The sequence below is a fragment of the Neorhizobium huautlense genome (assembly GCF_030811685.1).
Lineage (GTDB): Bacteria > Pseudomonadota > Alphaproteobacteria > Rhizobiales > Rhizobiaceae > Neorhizobium > Neorhizobium huautlense_A.
Window position 1 is genome coordinate 18,801 of sequence record NZ_JAUSRF010000019.1, and the last position, 24,684, is coordinate 43,484.

Genomic DNA, 24,684 nt, shown 5'->3' on the forward strand with positions numbered 1-24,684 from the left:
ACGTCAATCATCGGACAGCAGCGTTTCATATCATCGTTGATAGAAAGACATGCCATTCAATGATAGAATCTATCAGATGGGTTAGATGCTTTCAGGGACCCAGAGATGCGCTGGCCAGAAGCGTTGGCCAGGACTTTCCGCCATCCCGTTCTCGATCGTATGAACCATCGTCGCCACCAGATCGACGCAGAGTTCCCGCAAAGGCGTCTGGAATACGCCGGCAAGCCGCCGCTCGAGCAGAGCCTGTCGGGATTCCGGGGTCAGTTCGTTGACGAGACAGGTGATCTGCTCGGATTTGTTACTATCCTTCAAGGCCTCGATCACGCCCTCCATGCCCCCTCCCATACAATAGACACCGACCAGGTCGGTATGCCTAGACAGCGTGTCGAGCAGCATCTCGTAAGTGAGGCGGCGGGTTTCGAGGTTGACCAGCGCATCGAGAACTTGAAAGTCCGGCGCATATTCACGCATGTAGGAACGAAAACCCATTTCACGCAGCGAGTGTCCGTGGAAACGATGTCCGCCCAGGAAAAGCAGGACTTTTCCCGGCGCTCGCGAGACTTTGGAGACCATCCAGGCGGCGCTGCGGCCAACTTTCATGTTATTCGTGCCCAGATAGGCCTCTCGAACACCCTGCGCGAGATCGGTCAGCAGCGAAAATGTCGGAATTCCCTTGGCCTTTAAACTGGTCACCGCTGCTGTTACGTCATGATGATCGGGCCCGGTCGCAGCGACGGCATGGACTCTGCCGGACATGCCCATGAGCAGCTCCGCCAGTTCTCCGGGCTCTCCCGAGCGCGCGTATTGAACATTCAACTGTATGCGGCGGTCCTTGACAGCAGACACTGCCAACTGGATTTCAGCGAGAAAATCCTGGTAAAATGCCTGCCGCTCCTTCCGCAATATAATGCCAAAATTATAGGAGGGCATATCCGCCATCATGCGCTGACGGATGATGTTGGTACCGTGGAAACCGATTTTCTCGGCTGCCGCGTAAACCTTTTTCGATGTCTCCTCGCGAACAGGCAAGCGCCCGTTCAGCACCCGATCCACAGTCGCAACGCTGACGCCCGCCATCGTCGCCACATCGGTAATTGTCGGCCGTTTCATCGTCACTCCTCAGCCACGCGAAGGATAACTATCAGGACATGATAGAATCTTGTCAGGATCGCGTCTGATGCAGGATGGTGTCAACGGGCGATTGCGTACAGTCGGAGTTTTGAAGCCGTAGGCGTATGTCGTGCCTTCAGACAGAGGGGCCATCAAGGCCGGCGACATGGCGAAACAACCAGTTTGCGGCCACGCCGGTTGCTGCCAGCGACACCCCAGGTTTCTCCATTGGGCGACAGCCGTACGGAGGTGCAGGCTGCGCCAACCGTTTTCACCACAGCGCAGCCCCCTTCCAGCAGCTGAATATTGCAGATCAAGATGCTTCATGACGATCGGATGGATGCCTGGAAACTCCGTTGTTGGATACCGAACTTCGACAAGGTCGGCGCAAGGCGATCATTACGTCGAAGACGGTAGGTTTACGGATTGTCGTTCCGCGCGAAAAGGCTATTGCTTTGCCCTCGGTGATTGGCAAAAGAGCGAACCATAACATTCATGGTCTTTAGACGGCTGAAACAGGCGGGCGTATTTCCTCTTCGTGCCTTGGCAGTGTGGTTGTTTATGAGCCTTGCGGCCATCGGCCTGCTGGTCGTCTATCAATATGCGTCCGGTCTTTCCGATCTGTCGGAGCGGACAAGGAGCATGGAAATGCTTCTTGCCGAAAGACTGGCACAGCATGACGCCCACCTGTCCGGGCTCGGGGCCGTTGTTCGCATGTCACCTGACGAGCCATCGACCAGTATCCAGGGCCTCGCCGAAAACATCATCACCCGCTATCCCCGCATAACCGACATAACGACCATCACAATCGGCGATGAAATCACAAGGGCGGTATCTTACGGAAGACCTCAAGGCCCTGAAATAACAGACCTGCAACCGAAGCTGGATCTGACCGGCCTTGAAAAGATCGGCGATACCTCAGCCCGTCCTGCCGCCACACCGCACTCTTACGAGATCTTCAAACTGGTTGCCCCCAAGCGGCTGCTGCGCCTGCGTATCGATACGGACGCCTTGCTGGATATGGGCGATGATGGTGTGGAATATTCGTCCATGCTTTCGCTGAATGGCACAGTGCTGTTTGAAACATCCCGCGGCACCGGCGCATTGCTGACAGCGTCCAATGCGCTGGACACCAGCAATTACAGCCAGCCTCTGCATCTGACGGTGAGCCGTGGTTTCAGACTGAATGAACTCTCTCCCCCGCATCTGGCCTTGCTGCTGCTGGCAGCATTGGCAGCGATCACATGGCTGATCATGCGGTATCGCCATGCCAGCCGGGAACGCCAGTCTCAGGAACGGCGCGCCCTGTTGTTTGAACAGGAGGCAAAACTTGCTCAGGCCGGTCGCGTGAACGCAATGGGCGAAATGGCGTCAGGTATTGCCCATGAACTGGCTCAGCCGATTGCCGCCATGCTCAGCCAGAGCCAGGCGGCAAAACGTGCATTGGCGATCGATCGCCCCGACATCCTCGAAACTGCGATCGATGCCAACATTCGCGACGCCAGGCGCGCCGGGGATATCCTTGCCCGCATGCGCGCCTACGTTTCCGGGGCGCCGGCGCGGATCGAGGACGTTCCCCTGGCCGAGGCCGTCACCGACGCGCTGCGGCTCGTCGAGGCCGATATCGCACAACGCGGCATCACCCTCGTGGTGACGCAGTCCGACGAAGTCGGAACCGGCTGCATCGATGTGATCTCCTTTCAGCAGGTGCTTCATAATCTGGTTCGCAACGCTGCGGATGCCATGGCAGGCCGACAGGACCCGACGATAACAGTCGATGTCCGGCGCCTGAGAGATGAGGTGCTGGTCATCGTTGCAGACAATGGCCCCGGCATCGACCCCTCGTCGCTCGGCCGCATATTCGATCCGTTCTTCACGACCAAGACGGACGGCATGGGGCTCGGGCTGCCGCTTTGCGCCCGTCTCCTCGAAAAGATGAACGGTTCGATCGAAGTATGTAATGATGGCGGCGCCCGCTTCACCATCCATCTCCCAACCGGTGCGTTACGATGATCCATCTGGTAGACGACGATCCCTCCGTGCGTGAGGCTCTGACGCTTCTGCTTGCGACCTATGGCAGGGAGGTCACGTCATATCCGGATGCTGCCCACCTCCTGGCGAATATCGAAAAGGCACAACCCGGCATTCTCATCCTGGATCTGAGGATGCCGACGACGAGCGGCCTTCAGCTCATGAACAAGCTGACGGATCTGCGCATCGGATGGCCCAAGATCATGATTACGGGGCATGGCGACATCGAAGCCTGCCGCCGTGCATTCAAGGCAGGCGTTTCGGATTTTCTGACGAAACCTGTCGACGAGCATGTCCTGATGGAAGCGATCACCGTCTGCGAGGCAATGCTCGGCGAATTCCTGGCGTTTCGAGAGAACAGCCATTTGATCGAGCTTTTGACGGCACGCGAACGGGAGGTGATCGAGCTGGTATCAAAAGGGTTTGCAAGCAGGGAAATCGCAGCCGCGCTCGAAGTTTCCGTGCGCACCGTCGACAGCCACCGCGCCAACATTGCCACGAAATTCGGGACCTCTGCTGTCGCCGAACAGACACGCATCTGGCTTTCCGCGCATCGGTAGTTTTACCGATACTCTTCGGTGGCGATGCGAATTTCGTGGTGTCCTTTGTCCGCCTAGGTTGGCTGCAGTCCACTCACCAACTGAAAGGCTGACACCATGAAAACCGCCCTGCTTTCGCTTGCACTTGCAACATCTTTCACCACCTCGGCTCTCGCGCAGGATCTCGTTCAGCAGACCAGCCTCGGCACGCCGCTGGCTGTCGAACTTGCCCAAGCTGCAGTGGCTGCATGCTCCGCAGATGGCTACAATGTCGCCGCCGCCGTCACCGATCGCTCCGGTGTGCTGCTAGCGCTCGTTCGCGCCGAGAATGCCGGTGCGCATACGGCAAATGCGTCTACCGCAAAAGCCTTCACGTCAGCGTCGTCACGCACACCGACAAGCGCGATGGCCGAAAACGTCGCCAAAAATGCCGGTGCGGCCGGCCTTGTCGACATTCCCGGTTTCCTGGTTCTTGCAGGCGGCGTGCCTGTCAAGGCTGGTAGCGCAACAGTCGGTGCAATCGGCGTCGCTGGCGCGCCCGGCGGCAATCTGGACGAAGCCTGTGCCAACAAGGCGATCGAAAAACTCTCTTCCCGTTTGAAATAACGCGGCAGAAGCGCTCTGACGCCCCGGGCCAACACTCGGGGCGTCGCTATTTCGGTGGCTTCTGCCGGCCGGAGGAAGCCAAGCCGGGATGATTGACGGGATTCGCATCGTTGGCGTGGAATATTCACGTCTTGCAGCAAGCCGATCGACTGGCCATTTAATAAGGATATTTCATGCTTGCCAGCGATCGATTGAATCCAGGAATTCCATGTTTCATCTCATTCCCATTGTTCCGTGGCTCATCGTCGTTCTCCGGTTCTTGCTCCCTCTGCCCTGGACCCTGCCAGTCAAGGTTGTTGCAGCCGGCATCCTGTTGATCGCCTCCCAGCAACTCCTCATCAACCGGCTCTCTTCGGGCTCGGTCTTTGCCCCGGAGTATCCGCGACCACTCATCGTCCTGCTTAATGCGCTGTTTGGCGCGGTGGTGCTGCTGGCGATCTTTCAGCTCGCTCTCGACATCGTCTCACTTGTGATCGGGCTGATCAACCAAGGCATGCCCAAGATCCCGGTTTCCGTCCGATATGGCATGGGCCTGCTGGCATTTGGGCTTTCGATCTACGGCGTATACCAAGCCGTTCGCGTGCCGCCCGTAAAGAATGTCGAGATCGCTATAAAAGATCTGCCGCGAGCTTCGAAGGCTACCGGATCCTGCAACTCACAGACCTTCATCTCAGCCGGCTGTTTCCAAAGACTTGGGCCGCGGAAGTCGTGAGACGATCGAACGCGCTTGGGGTCGATTTGACTGTGATCACTGGCGATTTCATTGACGGCAGGCTGAAGGACAGGCGCGACGACGTCGCACCGCTGGCATCTCTTCGCGCACGGGACGGCGTCTTTGCCATCCCCGGCAACCATGAATACTATTTTGGATACGAAAGCTGGATGCGTCATGACGCCAACATGGGAATCCGGATGCTCCTGAACAATCATAGCGTCATCGAACGCGGGAATGATAAGCTGGTTCTTGCAGGCCTGACCGATCTCGCCGCCAGAGGCAGTGCATTTTTGCAGCCGGATCTCGATGCAGCTCTGCATGGCGCTCCGCAGGCGCCCATTATCTTGCTCGAGCACCAGCCAGGCATGGCTCGGCGCTCTGCCAGTGCAGGTGTAGCGCTGCAGCTCTCCGGACACACGCATGGCGGCATGGTGTTGGGTCTTGACCGGATCGTCGCTCGAGCCAATGACGGCTTTGTGTCCGGGTTATACCAGATCGATGGCATGCAGCTCTACGTGAACAACGGCACAGGTCTTTGGCCCGGGTTTGCACTGCGCATCGGGCGACCGTCGGAACTGACAGTGTTTACATTGAAGCGGCTTAAAGGGCACGTTTAGGCGTGATCTTCCACTGGCGGATGACGCGCTGGCGGCCAAGAGATACTCAACCGCCGAAGCTATCGGCAAAACTTTGGGCCGACGCCATGTGCTGCCAGAACCGGTTCGATTTCAGAAACGAGGGCCGAGATTGACCGGCTGTGCTGCATCGCCTTTTGGAAGCGACCGCGCAAAAGCGTCAGCTTCTCCAGAATAAGGGAAATCGCCACCGATTTGCAAAGTTCCGCTATAGACCTTGAAAGTTGGTCCATCGACTTCCACGATTTTGTAGCCGTTCACGAATTCGAATTTTGGTGTCTTCCAGCCCACGGAGCGGTCCTCGTCATAAAGTCGTTAAGAGATTGATTAGAAGCCATTTGCTGGCCAATCTTCATGGCCGTGCCGAATGCGGATCACAAATACGCCTCCGTCCTCGTCAATGCGGTAGACGACGAGGTGAGCCTGGAAGGGATGTATCCTTACAGGCGGAGAGATCTCATGGCGTTCGCGCGTCATTCGTGGGCTGGCAGCGATGAGTTCAAGCAAGCCAAAGAGTTCATCGTGATATCGTTTGGCGACGAGTGCGCCAAACATGCGGATGCCGTCTTGCGCAATGGAAACAATATCCTCTTCCGCCTGGACCGAAAGCCTAAATGGCATCAAGCACGCCCGCGACCGATCTCCACTCTCGCAGCGGCCTCAGCGAACAACTCGTCGCTTGAACGGCTTCCAACTCCGCTACTGATCCCGTCATCGACAAAGCGCTGCATCTCGGCAATCTTGTCCGTACGAGCCTGGTCCCTGCGGATCAGGTCTCTGACGTAATCGCTCACGTTCGCGTATCGCCCCGTCCTTGCCTGTGCTTCAACCCAGTCTTTCATGGGGTCCGGCAGAGATACGTTCATCGTCGCCATTCGAGTCTCCTTGACGCTTCAAGATATCCAGCGATGGCAAAGTTTGTCAAACGGTAAAGGTTGCATGGTAAGCTCTTGAGCGTGATCGAACCCGCGGCCCTCCAGTTACGCCTACGAATTAGCTAATTCACAAAATTAACTTCCGCCGCGCAAACAATGATCTCCACCTTGAGCTCCCGTCTGGCCAATTTCACCTCGCCACAAGCGCGAGCCGGCGCATGACCTTCAGGGACCCAGGCATCCCAGATCGCATTCATTCCGGCGAAGTCAGCCATATCGGATAACCATACAGTTGCCTGCAGAATATGCTCCCGGGATGAACCGGCCTCTTTCAGAAGCGCATCGATCCGAGCAAGGCAATCGCGCGTCTGGTCTGCGATGGTGTCGCCGCTGCCTACCTGTCCACACAGATAGACCAGACCGCCGTATTTGATGATCTTGCTCATGCGTGCGCCGGTATGGATACGTTCGATCGAGGTCATGCTGTTTCCTTTTCCTTGGGCGCCTCGCGCAGCGAGGCCATCTGTTGCAGCGTTATCGGCTTGAGGGGCGATCGAACCTGATAGGCGCCGATTTCGGAAGGACTGACGCACAGTTCGTCCGCCAGGATCTGGGTCACGGTCGGCCCGCATATACGTCCCTGGCAAGGCCCCATGCCGCAGCGGCTGTAGAATTTCGTCTGGTTGGGCCCTCTGCTGCCCAAGGCGACAGAGTTGCGGATATCGGTTGCTGTCACCTCCTCGCAGCGGCACACGATCGTTTCACCTTCGGGCACGATTACCCATTTAGGTGGACGATAAAGTGCGTCCAGGAATGGGCGTATCCGCATCTGCGCGGCCAGATTTTTCCGTTCCGGTGCGCAAAGCCGGTCTCGCTCATGGCCATCCAGGCGACCAAGCGCATGGGCCGCACCGATCGCCGCCAACCGCCCGCTGGCCTCGGCGGCCCGCGCACCACCGATCCCGCCGCCATCCCCGGCGATCCGCAAACCGGTAACGGAGGTTTCGTAAAAGGCGTCGAGACGTGGCTGCCAGGCCAGTTGCGCTTCGTTCCAGTCATGATCGGTGCGCAGCAGCCGCGAAATCTGCGTATTGGGAATGACGCCGTGATGCAGAAGCACGGTGTCGGCTTCCAGCCGATGCCTTTGCCCGCCGGCCGTGAATGACAGAGCCTCTGCCTTGTCCTGCCCCTCTATACGGAGACCTGCTGCGCGCTTGTGCCAGGGAATACCGGCTTTCCTGAGCCGCATCGTCATGGCCAGCCCCTTGGCCAAAAGTTTTGGCGACCGGAGGGCTCCCAACAGGGATGGCGCTGCGTGCACGAGATTTTCCGCCGGCGATGTTTCGACGACGCCGGCAAGCTGCGCTCCCGCATCCAGCAACTGGCATGCGACCAGCAACAACAAGGGGCCGCCGCCGGCAAGCACGATCCGCCCGCTCGGGATGGACGCGCCGGACTTCATCGCGATCTGGGCGGCGCCGGCGTTCAAGACGCCCGGTAACGTCCAGCCAGGCACTGGCGAGGGGCGCTCAAGTGCGCCGCTTGCAACGATCAGCTGCGGAGCTTGAAATTGCAGTGCCTTGCCGTCCTGCAAGGCACGCACGCAGAAATCCGGCGTGATATCCCAGACCGTCGACGACAGACGAATATCCACGGAAGCAGCTTCCAATGCCGCAACGATCTGGCGACCGTAAACATAATCAGGCCCCAGAATCTTGTCCATCCCGCCGGTTGCACGGCTGACATTGCGATAGATTTGCCCGCCGGGCCGGGCCTGTTCGTCGAGAACCAGAGTCTTCAACCCCAATCCAGCCGCCGTGATGGCGGCCGACATGCCGGCGGGACCGGCGCCGATAACGATGAGATCATGTGTCATGGAGCGCTCTCCATCGGCCTTGGGCCATTGGCAAGCTCGACCGACATGCCTTGCCGCACCTCGATCATGCAGGATTCGACATTGCGGCTGTCATCGACATGCACGAGGCACTCGAAACAGACACCCATCAGGCACAGTGGTGAACGCGGAGCGCCGGACACAACCGAATGTCTCAGTGGTGTGATCCCGGCCTCCATCAGCGCCAGTGCCAGCGGCAGGCCCGCGCGGACGGACGTCTCTTTTCCATTGATCGTGATGGAAACATGCTCTTGGCTATCGACAGCCGAAGCCGGGCTAAACATTGAAACGTCCTGCCTTGAAATTCTGGATATGTTCGGGAGGCTCTCCGCCGCGGATCCATTGTACAATGGGCCCGGCATGCTGGGATGCGAGGGTGATGCCGGAGTGACATGTCACCACGAACGCGCCGGGGCACTCTCTCGATTGTTCGTATATCGGATATCCATCCCTGGTCATGATACGCAGGGCACCCCAGGTTCTGACAAGATTGACACCGCCCAGCACCGGAAAGCTGCGGACCGCACGATCTGCCATGCGCGACAACTGCTCGATCGTCGTGCCGTTATCGAAACCCACCTCTTCCTTGGAATCGCCGATCTGCACGCCACCATCTCCGGTCTGCCGGACGGAGGCGGTCGGCATGGAAAGGAAAGGAGCCACCCGTTCGCTGATCAGCACCTGCCCCCGCACCGGCTCGACCGGAGCGTCAAGCTGCACCATCGGTGCCAGTCGCCTGTTTCCGAGTCCCGCCGCAAGAACGACCTTGGCCGCCACATGCTCGCGCGCCCCGACGTTGACGTAAAACGCTCCGTGTCGATAGGAAATCGCATCAACGCACTGGTTGGGGCAGATTTCCGTGTCGAGAGCGATGTTTGCAGCGGCAAGCGCGCGCAACAGCCTCAGCGGACTGACATGGCCGTCCGTCGCCATATAGGAGGCCCCCACCACTTCCCTGCCAATCGAAGGGCACATCGCCTTTGTGGCAGTATGATCGAGTATCTCGAACCGGTAGTCTTCGCCGATGTTGTCGGCGAGTCGTCCCAATGTTCGGATACGGGCATCGACCTCGCTGTCATTGAGGCAGAGGTGCAGCCCACCCGGCTGGGAGAGCTGGAGATCGATGCCGGTCAGGCCGGTCAGCTCCTGTGCCATCGCTGGCCATGCCCGCGCAGCCGCCATGGACCATTTGGCATAGGCCGGCATGCCGGCGCCCTTGCCCTGCACCCAGACAAGGCCGAAATTCCCACGCGCAGCCCGAAAAGCGTCATCGCCCTCATCGAGAACACGCACGCGCTCCCCTTCCCGCGCCAGACCGTACGCGATGGACAGGCCAACGACACCGCCGCCGATCACGATCGTATCGACCGGTTTCGCGATAGTGCTCACGCCTTGCCTCCCAAAATCCTGTCGAGGCCGAAGGCGCGGTCGAGGATGATCATCAGCACAAGCGTCACGAGGATCAGCAGGCTGGAGATCGATGCCAGAAGCGGATCGATCGTATTGGCGATGTAGTTATACATGCGGACCGGCAGTGTGGTGGTGCCGGGACTGGAGACGAAGAGCGACATCGTCACCTCGTCGAAACTGGTGATGAAGGCGATCAGCCAGCCACCTGCAATACCGGGAACGAGATGCGGCAGCTCGATGCGGCGGAATACCGTCCATCCCGACGCACCAAGCGAGGTTGCCGCCTGGCTGAGCGTGTGATCGTAGCCCGTAGCGGCGGCGATCACGAGCCGCATGACGAAGGGAAGAACCATGACCGTATGCGCGGCACCCAGCCCCCACAGCGATCCCGACAGCCCAAGATGGGTAAACAGCCGCAAAAGCGCGATACCGAAGACGATCGCCGGGATCATCAACGGCGACATCAGCAGACCGAGAACAGCCTCACGTCCGGCAAAACGGTGCCAGGCGATCGCCATTGCCGCCGGCACGGCGAACATCACGGCCGCCGTTGCAGACACAATGCCAAGTCCGAGGCTTAGCCAGAACGAATCGATAAAACCGGTGGCATTCCAGATCGCGCTGTACCAGCGCAACGACGCACCATCGAATGGGAAGGCAATGTAACCCTTGTCGGTGAAGGAGACGAGGACGACCACGACGAGAGGCGCCAGCATGAAAACCATGAACAGCCAGTGGAACAGGCGCAGGATGAGAGGCGTATGGCTCATTGGAACACCTGTCGGAAACGACGTTCGATATATCTGTTGGCGCCAAGCGACACCGCCAGCACGAAGACGAGAAGGATGAAGGCAAGGGCCGCGCCGAGCGGCCAGTTCAGGTAGCTCAGGAATTCATCGTAGATGGCGGTCGGCACGATCTTGAGCCGGCGTCCGCCGATAATCGCCGGCGTGGCGAATGCGCTTGCCGACATGGCGAAAACGATAAGCCCGCCGGAGAGCATGCCTGGCAGAACCTGAGGCAGAACGATGCGCCAGAGGATCGTCGACGAACCGGCTCCAAGAGATGCCGCGGCCTGTTCCGTGGCCGGATCGAGTTTTTGCAGCGAAGTCCAGACCGAAAGCACCATGAACGGCACCAGCACATGCACAAGCCCGATCACCATGCCGGTAAAGCTGTACATCAGCCTCAACGGCTGCGAGATGATCCCGATTGCCATCAGGGCGTTGTTGATGACCCCGTCATTGCCGAGAAGAATGGTCCAGCCAAGTGTTCTGACGATGACCGAAATCAGCAGAGGACCGAGCACAATGACCAGCGAAATCGCACGCATCGTCGGCTTCAGCCTGCTCAGAACGTAGGCTTCAGGCACACCGATCAGGAGGGACACAACCGTGACGGCCGCCGCCAAACCTATCGTGCGCAGGAAAATTTCATGGAAATAATCGTCTGAAACGATCTGCCCATAGTTGGAAAGGGTAAAGCCCTCGCCGATCCCTGTCTGATCGGAAAATGGTGAAAAGCTCAATCCGAACGTCAGGACGAGCGGAATTGCGACGAAAGCCAGCGCAAGCAGAACACCGGGTCCCGCCAGCCAATAGGGCAATGCGGCCTGTCCCTTCATTTCGCTTTCCCCTGAGCTGTAACGCGGACATGATCCGCAGACCAGGTCAGGCCGACATGATCACCCTCGCAGGCGGATGGGAGATCCAGATTGGCTTCGGTGAGCTCCACCATGCCGATCGCGGTGTCGACCTGATAGAGCCAGCGATGACCGAGAAAGACGCGGGCTTTCACGGTTCCGCCGACAAGGGGATCCTGATTGGTGAAGGTCAGCTTTTCCGGTCGGACGATGTAGTCGACGGCCCCTTCGAGACCCGGCGCAACGGACGGCAGGTTGCGGCCGGATACAGTCACGCCATCGGAAGTGCCGATACCGGAAAAGACATTGGCACGGCCAAGGAATGTCGAGACGAAACGTCCCTGCGGCTGCTCGTACATTTCGAAGGGAGCACCGATCTGCTGCACGCGACCGTTGCTCATCAGGACGACGCGGTTGGCAAGCGTCATTGCTTCGGCCTGATCGTGCGTGACCATGATCGTGGTAATGCCGATCCGCTTCTGCAATTCCCGCAGTTCGATCTGCATCTCGTCACGCAACAGCGCATCGAGCGCACCCATCGGCTCATCGAGAAGCAGGACCGGCGGTTTGACAACGATGGCGCGTGCCAAGGCCACACGCTGGCGCTGGCCGCCGGACAGTTCCTTCGGATAACGCCTGGCAAGCGCGCTCAACTGGACAAGCGCAAGCGCTTCTTCAACCTTCGCCTGACATTCTGCTTTCGGCACCTTGCGCATCTGCAATCCGAAGGCGACATTGTCGGCCACGGTCATGTGCGGGAAAAGCGCATAACTTTGAAAGACGACCCCAAGTCCGCGACGGTTCGGCTGCACATTGGTGATGTCCTGACCATCGAGAACGATACGCCCCGCCGTCGGCGAGACGAAGCCGGCCACCATTTGCAACGTTGTCGATTTTCCGCAACCGGACGGCCCCAACAGACAGACGAACTCGCCCTTGTCGATGGAGAGGGTAAAATTCTCCACGGCGACATGGTCACCGTAGGTTTTGCCGAGATCGTGTAATTCGAGAAATGCCATTGCGGTCCTTTCCGGGCGCTTGCCACGGCGGTCTAAACGTCTGTGTGTTGAAACGGTGCGCCTCAGCCGAGTTGATAACCACGCAACTGCCTGCCCCTGGTTTGCCGTACGCGACTGGCATCACATGCGCAGCCTGGCGGGCTTCAATGGACCATTCGCCAATATGGCGGATCAACAGGCAGTTTGGTTATAATTCATGCAAGCACTGTTCCCGTTTGTTTTCTTGTGTTTTTTGATATTATGCAGCAATTGCATCGAAGAAAATGAAAAAAGGATCGCCTGCATATGCCTGAGTGTTATGAATGAAATCCGCGCTTAACTTGCGACAGATCGAGATTTTTCGCGCGGTGATGATTTCGGGCAGCATCACCGGTGCCGCCAATCTGATGAACATTACCCAACCGGGTGTCAGCCGCACGATCGCCATGCTGGAAAGCAAGCTTGGTTATGCCCTGTTCAAGCGGCAGGGACGCCGTATTGCTCCCACGCCGGAAGCCGAGGCGCTTTATCGTGAGGTCGAGAAAAGCTACCGAAGCATCGAATTGATCAGCCAGGTGGCCCTCGACATCGGCATGCAGAAGGCAGGTGCGCTGCGTATCGCCGTCCTGCCGGCGCTCGCTCACTGGCTGGTCCCGAAAGCGATCGCCCGTTTTTTGTCGACGCGCCCGAAGGTGAAGGTGTTTTTTGAAAGCATGCCGTCAAGGCAGATCGCCGAGCTGGTTTCCACCAAGCAGTTCGATCTCGGCATTATCGAACTGCCCCTGTTTCGCTCGACGATCGAAATCGAACCCTTGGAGCCTATCCCCTATGTCGCCGTCATTCCGACATCCCATCGGCTGGCAGGACAGACATCGATTTCGCTGAAGGAGCTGCACGGTGAACGGATGGTGCTGATTTCACAGCACAGCATCGTACGGCACCAGATCGATAACATGCTCTCCAGCTTGGGCGTGGCACCGGATGTCGCGATAGAAACCCCAAGCACCTCGCTGGCCTGCTCGCTTGCAGCCGAAGGAGCCGGCATCGCTCTTGCCAGCAAATGGACTGCGGCCCCTTTCCAGGGGGATCATGTCGCTGTCCTGCCTATACGCGAGGCCTTCGGATCCAATATGGCGATCATCTTCCCGGAGCTTGGCGACCGCCCGGCACTTGCAACAGCATTTGCACAGGAGTTTCGCGACGGCTTGCGCCCGTATGCCTCGCTTGCCCCGTGATCAGGAGATATGCGAGATCGTCGGCCGGCTCCCGCGGAAATCGGTGGCGCGCTCGAATGCATCGGCGACCTTGAACAGCAACTGCTCCTGAAACGGCTTTGCCGCGATCTGCACGCTGACAGGCAGGCCACCGTCACCAAAGCCCGAGCACAAGCTCAAGGCTGGCCAACCGGTTACGTTGAACGGCTTTGCAAAGCCTGGAACGGATAAAAATCCCCATTTCGTCACGGCGTCGATACGCGCCGCTTCCCGCGGCGCGCCCGGCGTGGCGATGACATCGATATCGCTTACGCTCTTGGCCATGGCGATGCAAAGGCGCTGGCGCAGACGCTGCGCCTGCACATAATCGCCACTGCCCATTAGCCCGCCAAGCAGAATGCGGTCACGAAACAGCGCGCCATAATCATAGAACCGGCTGCGCATCCAGGGGTCGTGCAGCGCATAGGCCTCGCTCAGCATGATGACCAGCGTTGCGGCCATATAGTCGTACAGAGACGGCATGGTGATTTCGACAATCTCGGCCCCCTGTGCGCGCCAGATTTCGAGTGCCTGGAGAAAACCCTTTTCGACGGCTGGACTGACCGGGCAATCCGTTTCGTGCCAGGCAGGCACGACACCGATACGCAGGCCCCTGATGCTGCTGCCCAGTGCTGCGGTATAGTCCGGCACGGGCCTGTCACGGCTTGCTGGGTCCCTGGCATCGTATCCGGCCATCGCCTGCAGCAACAGGGCGCAGTCCTCGACCGTCCATGCGATGGCACCGGCATGATCGAGCGAAAAAGCCAGCGGTACGGCGCCGGTTCTGCTGCACAGGCCATAAGTCGGCTTGATGCCGACCACGCCGCACAGCGAGGCCGGCTCACGAATGGAGCCGCCGGTGTCGGAAGCCGTTGCACCCAACACGAGCCCTGCCGCGACTGCGGCCGCCGCCCCGCTGGATGAGCCGGAAGTGAAGTGCTCGGTGTTCCAGGGATTGCGCGCTGGCGGCCACGGAAGGTCGAAGGACGGGCCGCCCAGGGCAAATTCGTGGGTTGCCAGTTTACCGAGCATGGACGTGCCGGCTTCGGCAAGTTTCGAAACGACGTGCGCGTCCTCGTCGGGAACCCGATGCTCCAGCAGCCTGGAATGCGCGGTGGTCGCGATCGCCCGTGTCGAAAAGATATCCTTGTGCGCGATCGGAACACCGTCCAGCCGACCTTTGAGGCTGCTCGTCATCATGCGATGTTCTGCTGCCCGCGCATCGTCCAGCGCACGTTCCGACGTGACGGTGATGAAGCTGTGAATGTGTGCGTCAAGTGTCTCGATCCGGCCCAGACACTGTTGCGCCAATTCGACAGGAGAAAGCGCGCGCTTTGCGATCAGCGCGGCGGCCTGGGCAATCGTCAAAAAGTCCATCATGGCATTCCGAATAGGCTTCAGATTTCGGGATCGAACGCGTCGGGCCGAAAAATAGGCGCCGGCTCGCTTTCAAAGTCGCAGTCTTCCTGCCGAAGACGCGTGAGCACTGGCTGAAGCAGTTCCCAGCCGTGCTGAATATCGGCCATGTCTTCCGACCGCAGCGGCACACCGGCGCGCGACAGCAGCACCGCCAACTCGGATTTCACAGCCTCCTTCATCGCAATACACCTTTCGATCCAGCAGCCCGCCCGGCATCGTTGACGGACGTGAGATCGAGACCAGATAGCTGGCTCGTCAATTCGTCCATACTTCCGTCACGCATCTTCTCGATAGCATCCAACAGGGCATCGGAAGTCACCTCGGTTGCCACCCATCGCGACACATCCTTGAACTTTGCGCGAGTTTCCTGCCATGTGAGAGGATCGCTGGCCTCCCCCTTCGGCGCGGTCACACCTGAAACAAATCGCTGTCCATTGGCAATGATGGCGACTTTCGCCAATGTCTGCGCCGGAAAGCTGGCATTAAACTCTTCACATTGCCGCAAGGTGACTTTTGCCGCCAGCTTTCGAACATCGTCACGCCCCAGCGCCTCAACGGTGAGCGGCAGAAGCATCTCTCGACCGGCAAGCGCAACGAGCCCCAGACAATAGGGGATGCTGTACTGGATATCCGTCAGGTTTTCCGGATCGACCTTGTTGGAAATGCGCAGGGCACCCGCATAGGCGTCCACCTCGATCGCATCGATATCGGCACCCTTGATCCCATGCGCCCCCATCGTCGCAAGCAGGGCATCGAGAGGCGCATGGACATGGCGGCAACAGGCATAAAGCTTCAGATAGGTCCTGCAGATATGAAGCTCGCCACCGAAGTTGAGATCCTCTGCGAAACGATAGTGGTTGACGCTGTCAAGGATGTTGCGCGGGCCGGTATGGCCACCTTCCGCAAGGCCGAGCGCCATCAGTCCGGTGACAACCGACCACGGAATGCCTTCCTTGACATCACTTCCTTCCGGCGGCGGAACCTGTGAGGCTGCGCTGGCAAACAGCTGGTTCGGAGCACTTTCACCGGCAATCGCCAAAGCATGCTCGACCACATCTGCGCCCGTACCCCGCAAGGCGGCCGCTGTCGCCACGACGGCATAAGAAGACCACGTACCCGTATTACCATAGACCAGACGTGCCGCTGCAATCGTTACGCCAACCTCGTAACCGATCACGATCGCGGCGATGATCCGCTCCAGCGATGCTCCCGTCTCCTGCCCGATGGCAAAAGCCGTCGGGATGATCGCCGCACCTGGATGGCCCCGCGCCAATCTGTTGCCGTCGTCTATATCGAGAATGGAGGCCGCGGCACTATTGGCCCAGGCTGCGCCGGCGGGCGTCGTTTTGGCATCGGAGAACCAGACAGGAACGCTACCCTGCCCCATCATGGAAACGGCCATGCGTCGCGTCGCGACGACCGCCTTTTCGTTCACGCCGGCCAACGCGGCGCCCAGGAGATCCATGATGCATTTGAAAGCCGCCTGCCGCGCAGCCTCCGGCACGGGACGATCTCCGGCGCGGTGGACATAAGCTGCAATCTGCCTGGCTATACCCGCCTGATGCAATGCATCAGGCGGGCTTGAACGCTCCAAGGTCTGCTCGGCAGAATTCAACGTTCGACCTCACGGTTCCAGCGATTGGTCCATTCCTGGCGTTTCGGGTTGATGACACCGTAATCGACGGTCACCATCGAAGCGACCATCTCTTCGCCATAGACAATCCCCACCGTCTCTTCCGGGGCAAGCTTGGCCTTGCTGTTGACAGGGCCCCAGCCCTCACGTTGTCCGATGATTGCCTGGATTTCGGGGCTCAGCAGATGCTGGACAAATTCCTGCGCCTGCTTGGCGTGTGGCGCACCTGCAACCGGGCACATCTCGGTGAGAATAACGGCAGCACCCTCCTTCGGGAACACGAACTTCACCGGCGCACCTTGTGCGACAAGCGCTCTTACGCGACCGCTACCCCAGACGCCGAAAGAGGCCTCGCCGGTCTGCAGCAATTCAGCCATACGGCCCGGGGCGGGTTCGAACGCGAGAACGCTCGGGCTGATATCCTTCATGGCCTTGAAGCCGGCATCGATATCATTCTCGCTGCCGCCATTCAGGCGGGCCTGCATAACGAGGCCGAGAAGGCCAAAACCGTTGCTGATCGGAGGCATGATGATCTTGCCTTCGAATTTCGGATCGGCAAGATCCTTCCAGGAGGTCGGTTCAGCCCAGCCGTTTTTCTTGAAGACTTCGGTATTGTAGACAAGGCCGGTGGCGCCGTAACCAAGACCGATGGACAGGTCGCCCGGCTTGCGGGCATTCGGGTAGACGTCCTTCAAATTCGGGCCGTCTTCGATCTTGGCGCAAAGACCGAACTGCACGGCAGTGTTCATCGGGCCATCATCGATCAGCGCGACCGAAATCTCCGGCTTTTCCTTCTGAGCCTGCAACTTGGCAAGCGTGTCGGTAGAACCGCCGGCGACATAGACGATCTTCATACCGGACTTGGCTTCGAATGCCGGAATGATCTTTTCACGGAAGGTAGCTTCCACGGTGCCGCCAAAGCCGGCGACATACATGGTTTCCTGGGCTGCCGCAGACGCAAACGACGTCAAAACAGTCGCACTCATAAATAAAAGATATTTGCTCATCGAATTCATTTCTTGTTCCCTCTTTTGCTTATATTTTGATCGCCCAACGCTCGATCAAAACCACGATAACAACGCGAACAATGTGAGAAAAATCAAAATGATCAGTCAGCAAATACCTTTTCGTTATGCATTGCTCCAGAACTGGAGCGAACCGGCACCGTTCAAGGGTCGATGAATCGGAACTCCATGCTGATTGCACAATTTACCGCTAACGACACACCCTGGAAGATGCCAGTTACCTTGAACTGTGTTTTAAGCTTTTGAAGGTGATAGCACCTATCGCATGCCTTTTGGATAAACCTGCAAAAAGTCAGCACCTACGGAATTTCTGAAAAGCGGGCGGTCAATCGCTGATCGTCTGCTGCCACGATGTTTTAATGCGAAGCGACGTCGCCAGCCGACGTATTCCGCAGCGAAACAAACACAGCCCCCGCTAGAAACGCAATCATGCCCCCAGTTATGAACAGCACCGATCCATGCGCTTGGTTGAACGCCATCCGTGCAGCATCTCTCAATGCCTCGCCTTCCGCGCCACCAATCTGTTGAGCCAGCGTCATCGCTTCTCCGATCGATCCGCCACCTTCCCTTCCTGAGCCAGCGACCTTCGACACCGACGATACGTAGAGAGAGTTCACGAGAACACCGAACATCGTGATGCCGATCCCGCCACCAAGCTCATAGCCAGTGCTTTCCAGCGCGCCCGCAGCTCCTGCTTTTTCAGGAGGCGCGCTTCCCATGATGGCGATGGAGGAGGCCAGCAATCCCATGCCGAGGCAGAGACCAAGTAGTGCCATCAGGGATGCCGTCAGGACATTCGAATCCATTAGGCTGATCGATGCGAGCGCGAACAGCGCGCAGGCGGCGCCACCCATTGAGAACGACGCGACCAACCTCAGCCCGAGCGCCTTCATCAAGTAGCCGCCCAGCGGACCGCCGACGGCTGCCGCCATGACGAGCGGCAGCATGAACAAGCCAGCTTCCAGTGGTGACATGCCAAGCACGTACTGAAGCTCCTGCGCCAGCACCAGCTCAAACCCTGCAAGCGCCCCGGACGCGACGAACGCCATGAGAATGCCGACGGTGATGGCGGGCTTCGCGAACAGTGCGAGATCGAGCATCGGCGTGTTGGACGTCACCTGCAAGCGCGAGAACAAAGCAAGGATCGCCGGCCCGGCCACGAAGGATCCGATGGCGGCGATGGTGAGGCCCTCCTTCATCACCGCCTTGACGGCGAATACCGAAAGCACAAGTCCGGCGACGAGCAGGACAGCCTGACCGATCTTCCATTCCGAGGTTTCGCTGATGACGGTATCGGGTACCAGGATCCAGACGAGAGGGATAACGACGGCAAGCACGGGGATGTTCACCAGAAATACCGATCCCCACCAGAAGTGCTCGAGGAGCAATCCCCCGGCGAGCGGGCCGATAGCAGCGCCGGCCATGCCGACGACGCTCCACATGCCAAGGGCGCGGGCGCGCTCATCGTCATCTTCGAACGTTGTGCGGATGACGGCGAGCACGCTCGGCATGATCATCGAGGCACCGATGCCGAGAACCGCACGGGACGCAATCAGCATCGTCGGCGATGTGGAGAATGCGGCAGCAATGGATGCAATGCCGAAGATCAGAAGGCCTATCAGAAGGATACGCCGGTAACCCATGCGGTCCGCAAGCGTTCCCATCGGCACAAGCAGTCCCGCCATTACAAGTGCATAGATGTCGATGATCCAGAGCACTTCCGTTCCGGTCGCGCCGAGCGCAACGGTGAGCGACGGAACGGCAATGTGCAGAATGGTCATGTCCACGACCACAGGCAGGAATGCCATCATGACAGCGACGAGGACGAGCCAGCGATTGGCAGGGGGCATGCTTTCACCTACAAACAGGATTTTATCCGAACGATCGCTTTCCTACTTGTTTTCATATACGATCGTTCGTAAATTGTACAAGTGACAATTTGGAGAATGACGTGGGTCGTATTCGCAAAATCATGAAGGACGACATCCTGGATGCCGCCGAGAGGGTGGTCTTGAAGCTTGGTGCTGCCGGGCTTTCGATCGATGCGGTTGCTCAGGAAGCAGGCGTCAGCAAATCGACCGTGGTTTACGATCACAAGTCGAAGAGTGCACTCCTTGAAGCCCTGATCGATCGTCGCATGAAAATCGAGATCGATCGGCAGGCGCAGGAAGTAGCGAATGCTACGGATACGCCGCATCCTGAACTTTTCGGCCGCATCAAGGTCGCTGCGGAAACCATGACAGACCTCGACCGCGCGGTCGCAATGGCGATTGGCGCTTCCGTTTCGCAGGATGAAAAGGTCCAGAAGCTGATGCGCGACTGGACACTCATGGACCTGAAGGCGATGTCCGATGGACCGAAACCGGATGCCGCGTTGATGGCTTACCTGGCCCTGACTGGGATTTACGTCACTGAACTCTTTGCCTTTCACCAATGGAGCGAGGAAGAACGCGCCAAAATCCTCCAAGGTGTGCGCACGATCTACGCGACCTACCCTGATCCCTAAAAACCCGGCCCTGCCGGCCTGATCCGAACATCCAAGGAAACATCATGTCCCGCTGCAGCCACCTGCCGCGCCTAAAGGCGTGCCTTATAGCCACCTCCATTCTTGCTCTCACCACGACTGCATCCCTCGCCCAGGACATGGGCGAAATGCCACCGGCTGCCGTAGGCGTCATCGAGCTGAAAGCCCATCCCATCCCGGTTGTCAGCGAACTGCCGGGCCGCATCGCCGCCACCCGGATCTCCGAGGTCCGCGCACGCGTTTCCGGCATCCTGCAGGAACGTGTGTTCGAGCAGGGTGCACTGGTCAGCCAGGGAGACGTGCTTTACCGCATCGATCCACGGCTCTTCAAAGTCCGCGTCGCCAGTGCCGAGGCAACGCTCCGCCGGGCGGAGGCGACACGCGACAATGCCAAGGTTCAACTCGAGCGCCAGAAGACGCTGCGAGAGCGCAATGTCGCAAGCGGCATCGAATTCGACACCGCAGCCGTCAATCTTGCCCAGGCGGAAGCCGATGTCGCACTTCAGCAGGCGGCACTCGAAGAGGCCAGGATCAATCTCGAATACACGGAAGTCCGCGCACCCATCACAGGCGTGATCGGTGGAGCACTTGTCACTGAAGGTGCTCTGGTGACGGCCGATGGCACGTCCAACCTCGCGCTGATCCAGCAGATCGATCCGGTCTACGCCGATTTCACCCAGTCAGCCCAGGATCTCCTCGCCCTCCGGCGTGCTGTCACCGAAGGCAAGCTCGCAAGCCCCGCTCCCGGTCAGGCCAGCGTCGAACTCGTCTTCGACGGCGGCGACACCTATGCCGAAAAGGGCAAGCTGCTCTTTTCCAGCGCCAATGTCGACGCAACCACCGGCCAGGTGACACTCCGCGCCGAGTTCCCCAATGCCGGCGGCGACCTGCTGCCGGGAATGTATGTCCGCGTGAAGGTCGAGCAGGCCGTCAGGCAGGACGCGATCACCATCCCGCAGCGCGCAATCCTGCGCACACCGGACGGAAAAGCCCAGGTCTATGTCGTCGGAGCCGAGGAGACCGCAGAGCTGAGAGAGGTCGAACTTGGCCAGTCCCTCGATCAGGAATGGGTCGTCGAAAGCGGCCTGAAGAGTGGCGAGAAGGTCGTGGTCGACGGCGTGCAAAAGGTGCAGCCGGACAGCAAGGTCGCGCCCGAACCATGGACCGCAGAAACCAAACAGCAGTCGAGCGGCGAAACCGCTCCATCCGCGACAGGCCAGTAAGGTAGTAAAATGGCTCAGTTCTTCATCAGCAGGCCGATCCTCGCCTGGGTCTTTGCGCTGTTCATCTCGATTGCGGGCATCATCGCCCTACCCTTTCTGCCGATCGCGCAATATCCCAAGGTCGCGCCTCCGCAGCTTACCATCTCGACCGCGTACCCGGGCGCTTCCCCTCAGGAAATCTATCAGGGCGTAACGCGCCTGATCGAGGAGGAACTCAACGGCGTGTCCGGCATGATGTATTTCGAATCCACCTCCGATACTTCGGGTTCGGTCAGCATCAACGCTACGTTCGAAGCGGGAACCAATATCGACCAGGCATCGGTTGACGTGCAGAACGCCATCCGGCGCGTCGAATCCCGCCTGCCTTCTGCCGTCACATCACAGGGTGTCACCGTCGAAGAGGCTGCCTCCGGCTTCCTCATGATGGTCACGCTGACCTCGACCGACGGCAAGATGGATGAAGTCGCGCTTGGCGACTATCTGAACCGCAACGTGCTGGGCGAAATCCGCCGCCTCGACGGTGTCGGGCGTGCACAGCTTTTCGCGGCCCAGCGCGCTATGCGCGTCTGGATCGATCCGGACAAGCTCGTCGGCCTCAACATGACCGCAGCCGACGTAAACGCTGCGATCACCGCTCAGAATGCCCAGGTGGCCGCCGGCCAGATCGGTGCAGCACCCAATCCTGTCAGCCAGGACCTGACCGCGACCGTGCTCGTACAGGGGCAGCTTTCCGATCCCAAGGCGTTTGGCGACATCATCCTGCGTGCCAATCCTGACGGGAGCGCCGTGCTTCTCAAGGATGTCGCCCGCATCGAACTTGGTGCCGAGAACTACAATTTCTCCAGCCGGCTCAACGGCCAGCCGAGCGCTGCCGTCGGCATCCAGCTATCGTCGACAGGCAATGCGGTCGCGACATCGACCGCCGTCAAAGACAAGCTCGACGAACTGGCGCAGTTCTTCCCCAAGGGCGTCGAATACGCCACGCCCTATGACACAAGCCCGTTCGTTTCAGCGTCCATCGAAAAAGTGCTGCACACGCTGCTGGAAGCCGTCGTGCTCGTCTTCGTCGTGATGTTCGTTTTCCTGCAGAATTTTCGTTACACCGTCATTCCGACCCTCGTGGTGCCGGTCGCGCTGCTCGGCACCTGCGCGATCATGTATGCAACCGGGTTTTCCATCAACGTGCTGACCATGTTCGCCATGGTTCTCGCCATCGGCATCCTTGTCGATGACGCGATCGTCGTGGTCGAGAATGTCGAACGCATCATGGCGGAGGAAGGTCTTTCTCCCGTCGACGCAACGCGCAAGGCCATGGGCCAGATCACCGGGGCCATCCTCGGCATCACGCTCGTTCTCGCCTGCGTGTTCATTCCGATGGCCTTTTTCCCCGGTTCGACTGGCATCATCTACCGCCAGTTTTCCCTAACCATGGTCGTCTCGATCCTGTTCTCCGCCTTCCTGGCACTGTCGCTCACGCCAGCACTCTGCGCGACCTTCCTCAAGCCGATCCCGAAGGGGCATCATGAGAAGAAGGGACTTGCGGGCTGGTTCAATCGTAAATTCGATGGCCTGACCAACAGCTATACGAAGGTGACCAATGGCATGGCGCGCCGCGCTGGCCGGATGATGGTCATCTATCTGGCGCTCGTCGTCGGTCTCGGTTACCTGTTCATCAACCTGCCATCCGCATTCGTGCCGGCTGAAGATCAGGGCAATCTTATCGTCGATATCCAGGGGCCGCCGGAAGCCAGTGCCAACCGCACCACGGCATCGGTCAGTCAGATCGAGGAGATTTTCAGGGCCGAACCCGCCGTCAAAGATGTCATCGCCATTCAGGGTTTCAGCTTCTCCGGAAGCGGTGCGAACGCTGCCCTGATGTTCGTCACCCTCAAGGATTGGAGCGAGCGTGGTGAAGGCAATTCCGCGCAGGAAATCGCCGACCGCGTGAACATGTCGCTGTTCGGCCTCAAGGATGCGACCAGCTTCGCGCTGTCACCGCCCGCGATCGAGGGTTTTGGTGCCACAGGCGGCTTCGCATTCCGTCTGCAGGATCGAAACGGCGTCGGCCAAGCGGCACTGTCGGCCGCCGGAGCAGAACTGATGGCGAAGGCCAGCCAGAACCCGCTTCTTACCGGCATGCGTGTCGAGGGTCTCCCGGATGCTGCGCAGGTTCTGCTGGTGATCGACCGCGAGAAGGCGAACACGTTCGGGGTCACCTTCTCCGACATCAACAACACGATCACCGCCAATCTCGGCTCGTCCTATATCAACGACTTCCCGAATGCGGGCCGCATGCAGCGCGTGATCGTGCAGGCCAAGGACCAGAGCCGTCTTCAGGTGGAGGATCTGCTCAAGCTTAACGTGCGAAATGCGAGCGGCGGCATGGTTCCCTTGTCCTCCTTCGCGATCGCGCAGTGGCAGAAAGGTTCACCCCAGATCGTCGGCTATAACGGCTATCCGTCCGTCCGCATTGCTGGCGAGCCTGCTCCGGGCAATTCATCCGGTATTGCGATCGCCGAGATGGAGCGTCTTGTAGGTGAAATGCCGGAAGGCATCGGCTTCGAATGGACGGGGCAGTCGCTTGAGGAGATCAAGTCCGGTTCGCAGGCACCGTTCCTGTTCGGCATCAGCCTTCTCTTCGTGTTCCTGCTGCTCGCGGGCCTCTACGAAAGCTGGTCGATCCCGTTCTCGGTCATGCTCGTGGTACCGCTCGGTGTCATCGGCTGCGTACTGGCCGTCATGGCGGCGGGCATGCCCAACGACATCTACTTCAAGGTGGGCCTGATCGCGATCATCGGTCTGTCGGCGAAGAATGCGATCCTGATCATCGAGTTCGCCAAGGACAACCATGCCGAGGGCAAACCCCTGCTGGAATCGGCGATCGAGGCGGCGAAACTGCGGTTCCGCCCGATCATCATGACCTCGCTGGCGTTCACGCTCGGCGTGGTGCCGTTGGCCATCGCTTCGGGTGCCAGTGCCGCCAGCCAGAACGCCATCGGTACCGCCGTCCTAGGCGGCATGATCTCGGCGACCGTGCTTGCCGTGTTCTTCGTCCCGGCATTCTTCGTCTTCGTCATGAAACTGTTCAGGACGAAGCAGCCGGTCACGAAGAGCCAGAGCGCTCCTCCTCAGCCGAGTACGACATAAGGTCA

Annotated in this window: 23 protein-coding genes and 1 pseudogene; 8 read left to right on the plus strand and 16 right to left on the minus strand. The window is 59.2% G+C overall.

The features are described from left to right. Positions 1 to 81: 81 nt before the first annotated feature. Positions 82 to 1,110: a LacI family DNA-binding transcriptional regulator gene (locus tag J2T09_RS22360; RefSeq protein ID WP_306838720.1), complete on the minus strand. Its 1,029-nt coding sequence runs from the start codon at positions 1,108 to 1,110 to the stop codon at positions 82 to 84. Positions 1,111 to 1,671: 561 nt separating this feature from the next. Between J2T09_RS22360 and J2T09_RS22365 the strand changes: the two genes are divergently transcribed. The 4 genes and pseudogenes from J2T09_RS22365 (at position 1,672) to J2T09_RS22380 (ending at position 5,618) form a co-directional block, all read left to right on the plus strand. Beyond that, positions 1,672 to 3,123, plus strand: coding sequence for a sensor histidine kinase (locus tag J2T09_RS22365; protein WP_306838722.1), 1,452 nt, complete (start codon positions 1,672 to 1,674; stop codon positions 3,121 to 3,123). Further along, on the plus strand, positions 3,120 to 3,701 hold the full coding sequence (locus tag J2T09_RS22370; protein ID WP_306838724.1) for a response regulator transcription factor: 582 nt from the start codon (positions 3,120 to 3,122) through the stop codon (positions 3,699 to 3,701). The genes J2T09_RS22365 and J2T09_RS22370 overlap by 4 nt, the downstream gene beginning before the upstream one ends. A 96-nt stretch (positions 3,702 to 3,797) precedes the next feature. Then, positions 3,798 to 4,286, plus strand: coding sequence for a GlcG/HbpS family heme-binding protein (locus tag J2T09_RS22375; protein ID WP_306838726.1), 489 nt, complete (start codon positions 3,798 to 3,800; stop codon positions 4,284 to 4,286). Positions 4,287 to 4,494: 208 nt separating this feature from the next. Beyond that, positions 4,495 to 5,618, plus strand: a pseudogene (locus J2T09_RS22380) (metallophosphoesterase). 111 nt (positions 5,619 to 5,729) lie between these two features. Here J2T09_RS22380 and J2T09_RS22385 read toward each other — a convergent pair. The 10 genes from J2T09_RS22385 to J2T09_RS22430 all read right to left on the minus strand — a co-directional run bounded on the left by J2T09_RS22385 (position 5,730) and on the right by J2T09_RS22430 (position 12,476). Beyond that, complete coding sequence (locus tag J2T09_RS22385) at positions 5,730 to 5,927, minus strand: hypothetical protein (protein WP_306838729.1); 198 nt, start codon at positions 5,925 to 5,927, stop codon at positions 5,730 to 5,732. Positions 5,928 to 5,963: 36 nt separating this feature from the next. Continuing rightward, positions 5,964 to 6,257, minus strand: a complete 294-nt coding sequence (locus tag J2T09_RS22390) for a type II toxin-antitoxin system RelE/ParE family toxin (protein ID WP_306838731.1) — start codon at positions 6,255 to 6,257, stop codon at positions 5,964 to 5,966. Continuing rightward, positions 6,257 to 6,511 (minus strand): type II toxin-antitoxin system ParD family antitoxin, encoded by a 255-nt coding sequence (locus J2T09_RS22395; protein WP_306838733.1) that lies wholly within the window; start codon positions 6,509 to 6,511, stop codon positions 6,257 to 6,259. Before J2T09_RS22395 ends, J2T09_RS22390 begins: the two co-directional genes overlap by 1 nt. Positions 6,512 to 6,633: 122 nt before the next feature. After that, the gene (locus J2T09_RS22400) at positions 6,634 to 6,993 is read right to left on the minus strand and encodes a RidA family protein (protein ID WP_306838735.1); all 360 of its coding nucleotides are present in this window, start codon (positions 6,991 to 6,993) and stop codon (positions 6,634 to 6,636) included. After that, on the minus strand, positions 6,990 to 8,387 hold the full coding sequence (locus J2T09_RS22405; RefSeq protein WP_306838737.1) for an FAD/NAD(P)-dependent oxidoreductase: 1,398 nt from the start codon (positions 8,385 to 8,387) through the stop codon (positions 6,990 to 6,992). The genes J2T09_RS22400 and J2T09_RS22405 overlap by 4 nt, the downstream gene beginning before the upstream one ends. Beyond that, the gene (locus tag J2T09_RS22410; RefSeq protein WP_306838739.1) at positions 8,384 to 8,689 is read right to left on the minus strand and encodes a (2Fe-2S)-binding protein; all 306 of its coding nucleotides are present in this window, start codon (positions 8,687 to 8,689) and stop codon (positions 8,384 to 8,386) included. The genes J2T09_RS22405 and J2T09_RS22410 overlap by 4 nt, the downstream gene beginning before the upstream one ends. Further along, a complete protein-coding gene (locus J2T09_RS22415) occupies positions 8,682 to 9,794 on the minus strand; it encodes an NAD(P)/FAD-dependent oxidoreductase (RefSeq protein ID WP_306838741.1) in 1,113 nt (370 codons plus the stop codon). Before J2T09_RS22415 ends, J2T09_RS22410 begins: the two co-directional genes overlap by 8 nt. Beyond that, positions 9,791 to 10,585 (minus strand): ABC transporter permease, encoded by a 795-nt coding sequence (locus tag J2T09_RS22420; protein WP_306838743.1) that lies wholly within the window; start codon positions 10,583 to 10,585, stop codon positions 9,791 to 9,793. The genes J2T09_RS22415 and J2T09_RS22420 overlap by 4 nt, the downstream gene beginning before the upstream one ends. Next, positions 10,582 to 11,439, minus strand: a complete 858-nt coding sequence (locus tag J2T09_RS22425; protein WP_306838745.1) for an ABC transporter permease — start codon at positions 11,437 to 11,439, stop codon at positions 10,582 to 10,584. The genes J2T09_RS22420 and J2T09_RS22425 overlap by 4 nt, the downstream gene beginning before the upstream one ends. After that, positions 11,436 to 12,476: an ABC transporter ATP-binding protein gene (locus J2T09_RS22430; protein ID WP_306838747.1), complete on the minus strand. Its 1,041-nt coding sequence runs from the start codon at positions 12,474 to 12,476 to the stop codon at positions 11,436 to 11,438. The genes J2T09_RS22425 and J2T09_RS22430 overlap by 4 nt, the downstream gene beginning before the upstream one ends. Before the next feature lie 302 nt (positions 12,477 to 12,778). On the opposite strand from J2T09_RS22430, the gene J2T09_RS22435 reads away from it, so the two are divergent. Continuing rightward, positions 12,779 to 13,690, plus strand: a complete 912-nt coding sequence (locus tag J2T09_RS22435) for a LysR substrate-binding domain-containing protein (protein ID WP_306838750.1) — start codon at positions 12,779 to 12,781, stop codon at positions 13,688 to 13,690. On the opposite strand, the gene J2T09_RS22440 is transcribed toward J2T09_RS22435, so the two are convergent. From J2T09_RS22440 to J2T09_RS22460, 5 genes are all read right to left on the minus strand, one after another. Further along, complete coding sequence (locus J2T09_RS22440; protein ID WP_306838752.1) at positions 13,691 to 15,088, minus strand: amidase; 1,398 nt, start codon at positions 15,086 to 15,088, stop codon at positions 13,691 to 13,693. 17 nt (positions 15,089 to 15,105) lie between these two features. Beyond that, complete coding sequence (locus J2T09_RS22445) at positions 15,106 to 15,306, minus strand: hypothetical protein (protein ID WP_306838754.1); 201 nt, start codon at positions 15,304 to 15,306, stop codon at positions 15,106 to 15,108. Then, positions 15,303 to 16,742, minus strand: coding sequence for an MmgE/PrpD family protein (locus tag J2T09_RS22450; protein ID WP_306838756.1), 1,440 nt, complete (start codon positions 16,740 to 16,742; stop codon positions 15,303 to 15,305). Before J2T09_RS22450 ends, J2T09_RS22445 begins: the two co-directional genes overlap by 4 nt. Then, positions 16,739 to 17,746 carry an ABC transporter substrate-binding protein gene (locus J2T09_RS22455; protein WP_306838758.1) on the minus strand — a complete coding sequence of 336 codons (1,008 nt, stop codon included), beginning with the start codon at positions 17,744 to 17,746 and terminating at the stop codon, positions 16,739 to 16,741. Before J2T09_RS22455 ends, J2T09_RS22450 begins: the two co-directional genes overlap by 4 nt. 395 nt (positions 17,747 to 18,141) lie before the next feature. Further along, positions 18,142 to 19,635, minus strand: a complete 1,494-nt coding sequence (locus J2T09_RS22460) for an MFS transporter (RefSeq protein WP_306838760.1) — start codon at positions 19,633 to 19,635, stop codon at positions 18,142 to 18,144. A gap of 101 nt (positions 19,636 to 19,736) precedes the next feature. Here J2T09_RS22460 and J2T09_RS22465 point away from each other — a divergent pair, with 101 nt between their 5' ends. Genes J2T09_RS22465 through J2T09_RS22475 form a run of 3 tightly spaced genes read left to right on the plus strand, consistent with a single transcriptional unit; the run spans position 19,737 to position 24,679 of the window. After that, positions 19,737 to 20,291: a TetR/AcrR family transcriptional regulator gene (locus J2T09_RS22465; RefSeq protein WP_306838762.1), complete on the plus strand. Its 555-nt coding sequence runs from the start codon at positions 19,737 to 19,739 to the stop codon at positions 20,289 to 20,291. A gap of 44 nt (positions 20,292 to 20,335) precedes the next feature. Continuing rightward, positions 20,336 to 21,532: an efflux RND transporter periplasmic adaptor subunit gene (locus J2T09_RS22470; protein WP_306838763.1), complete on the plus strand. Its 1,197-nt coding sequence runs from the start codon at positions 20,336 to 20,338 to the stop codon at positions 21,530 to 21,532. Positions 21,533 to 21,541: 9 nt separating this feature from the next. After that, a complete protein-coding gene (locus J2T09_RS22475) occupies positions 21,542 to 24,679 on the plus strand; it encodes an efflux RND transporter permease subunit (protein WP_306838765.1) in 3,138 nt (1,045 codons plus the stop codon). Positions 24,680 to 24,684: the final 5 nt, after the last annotated feature.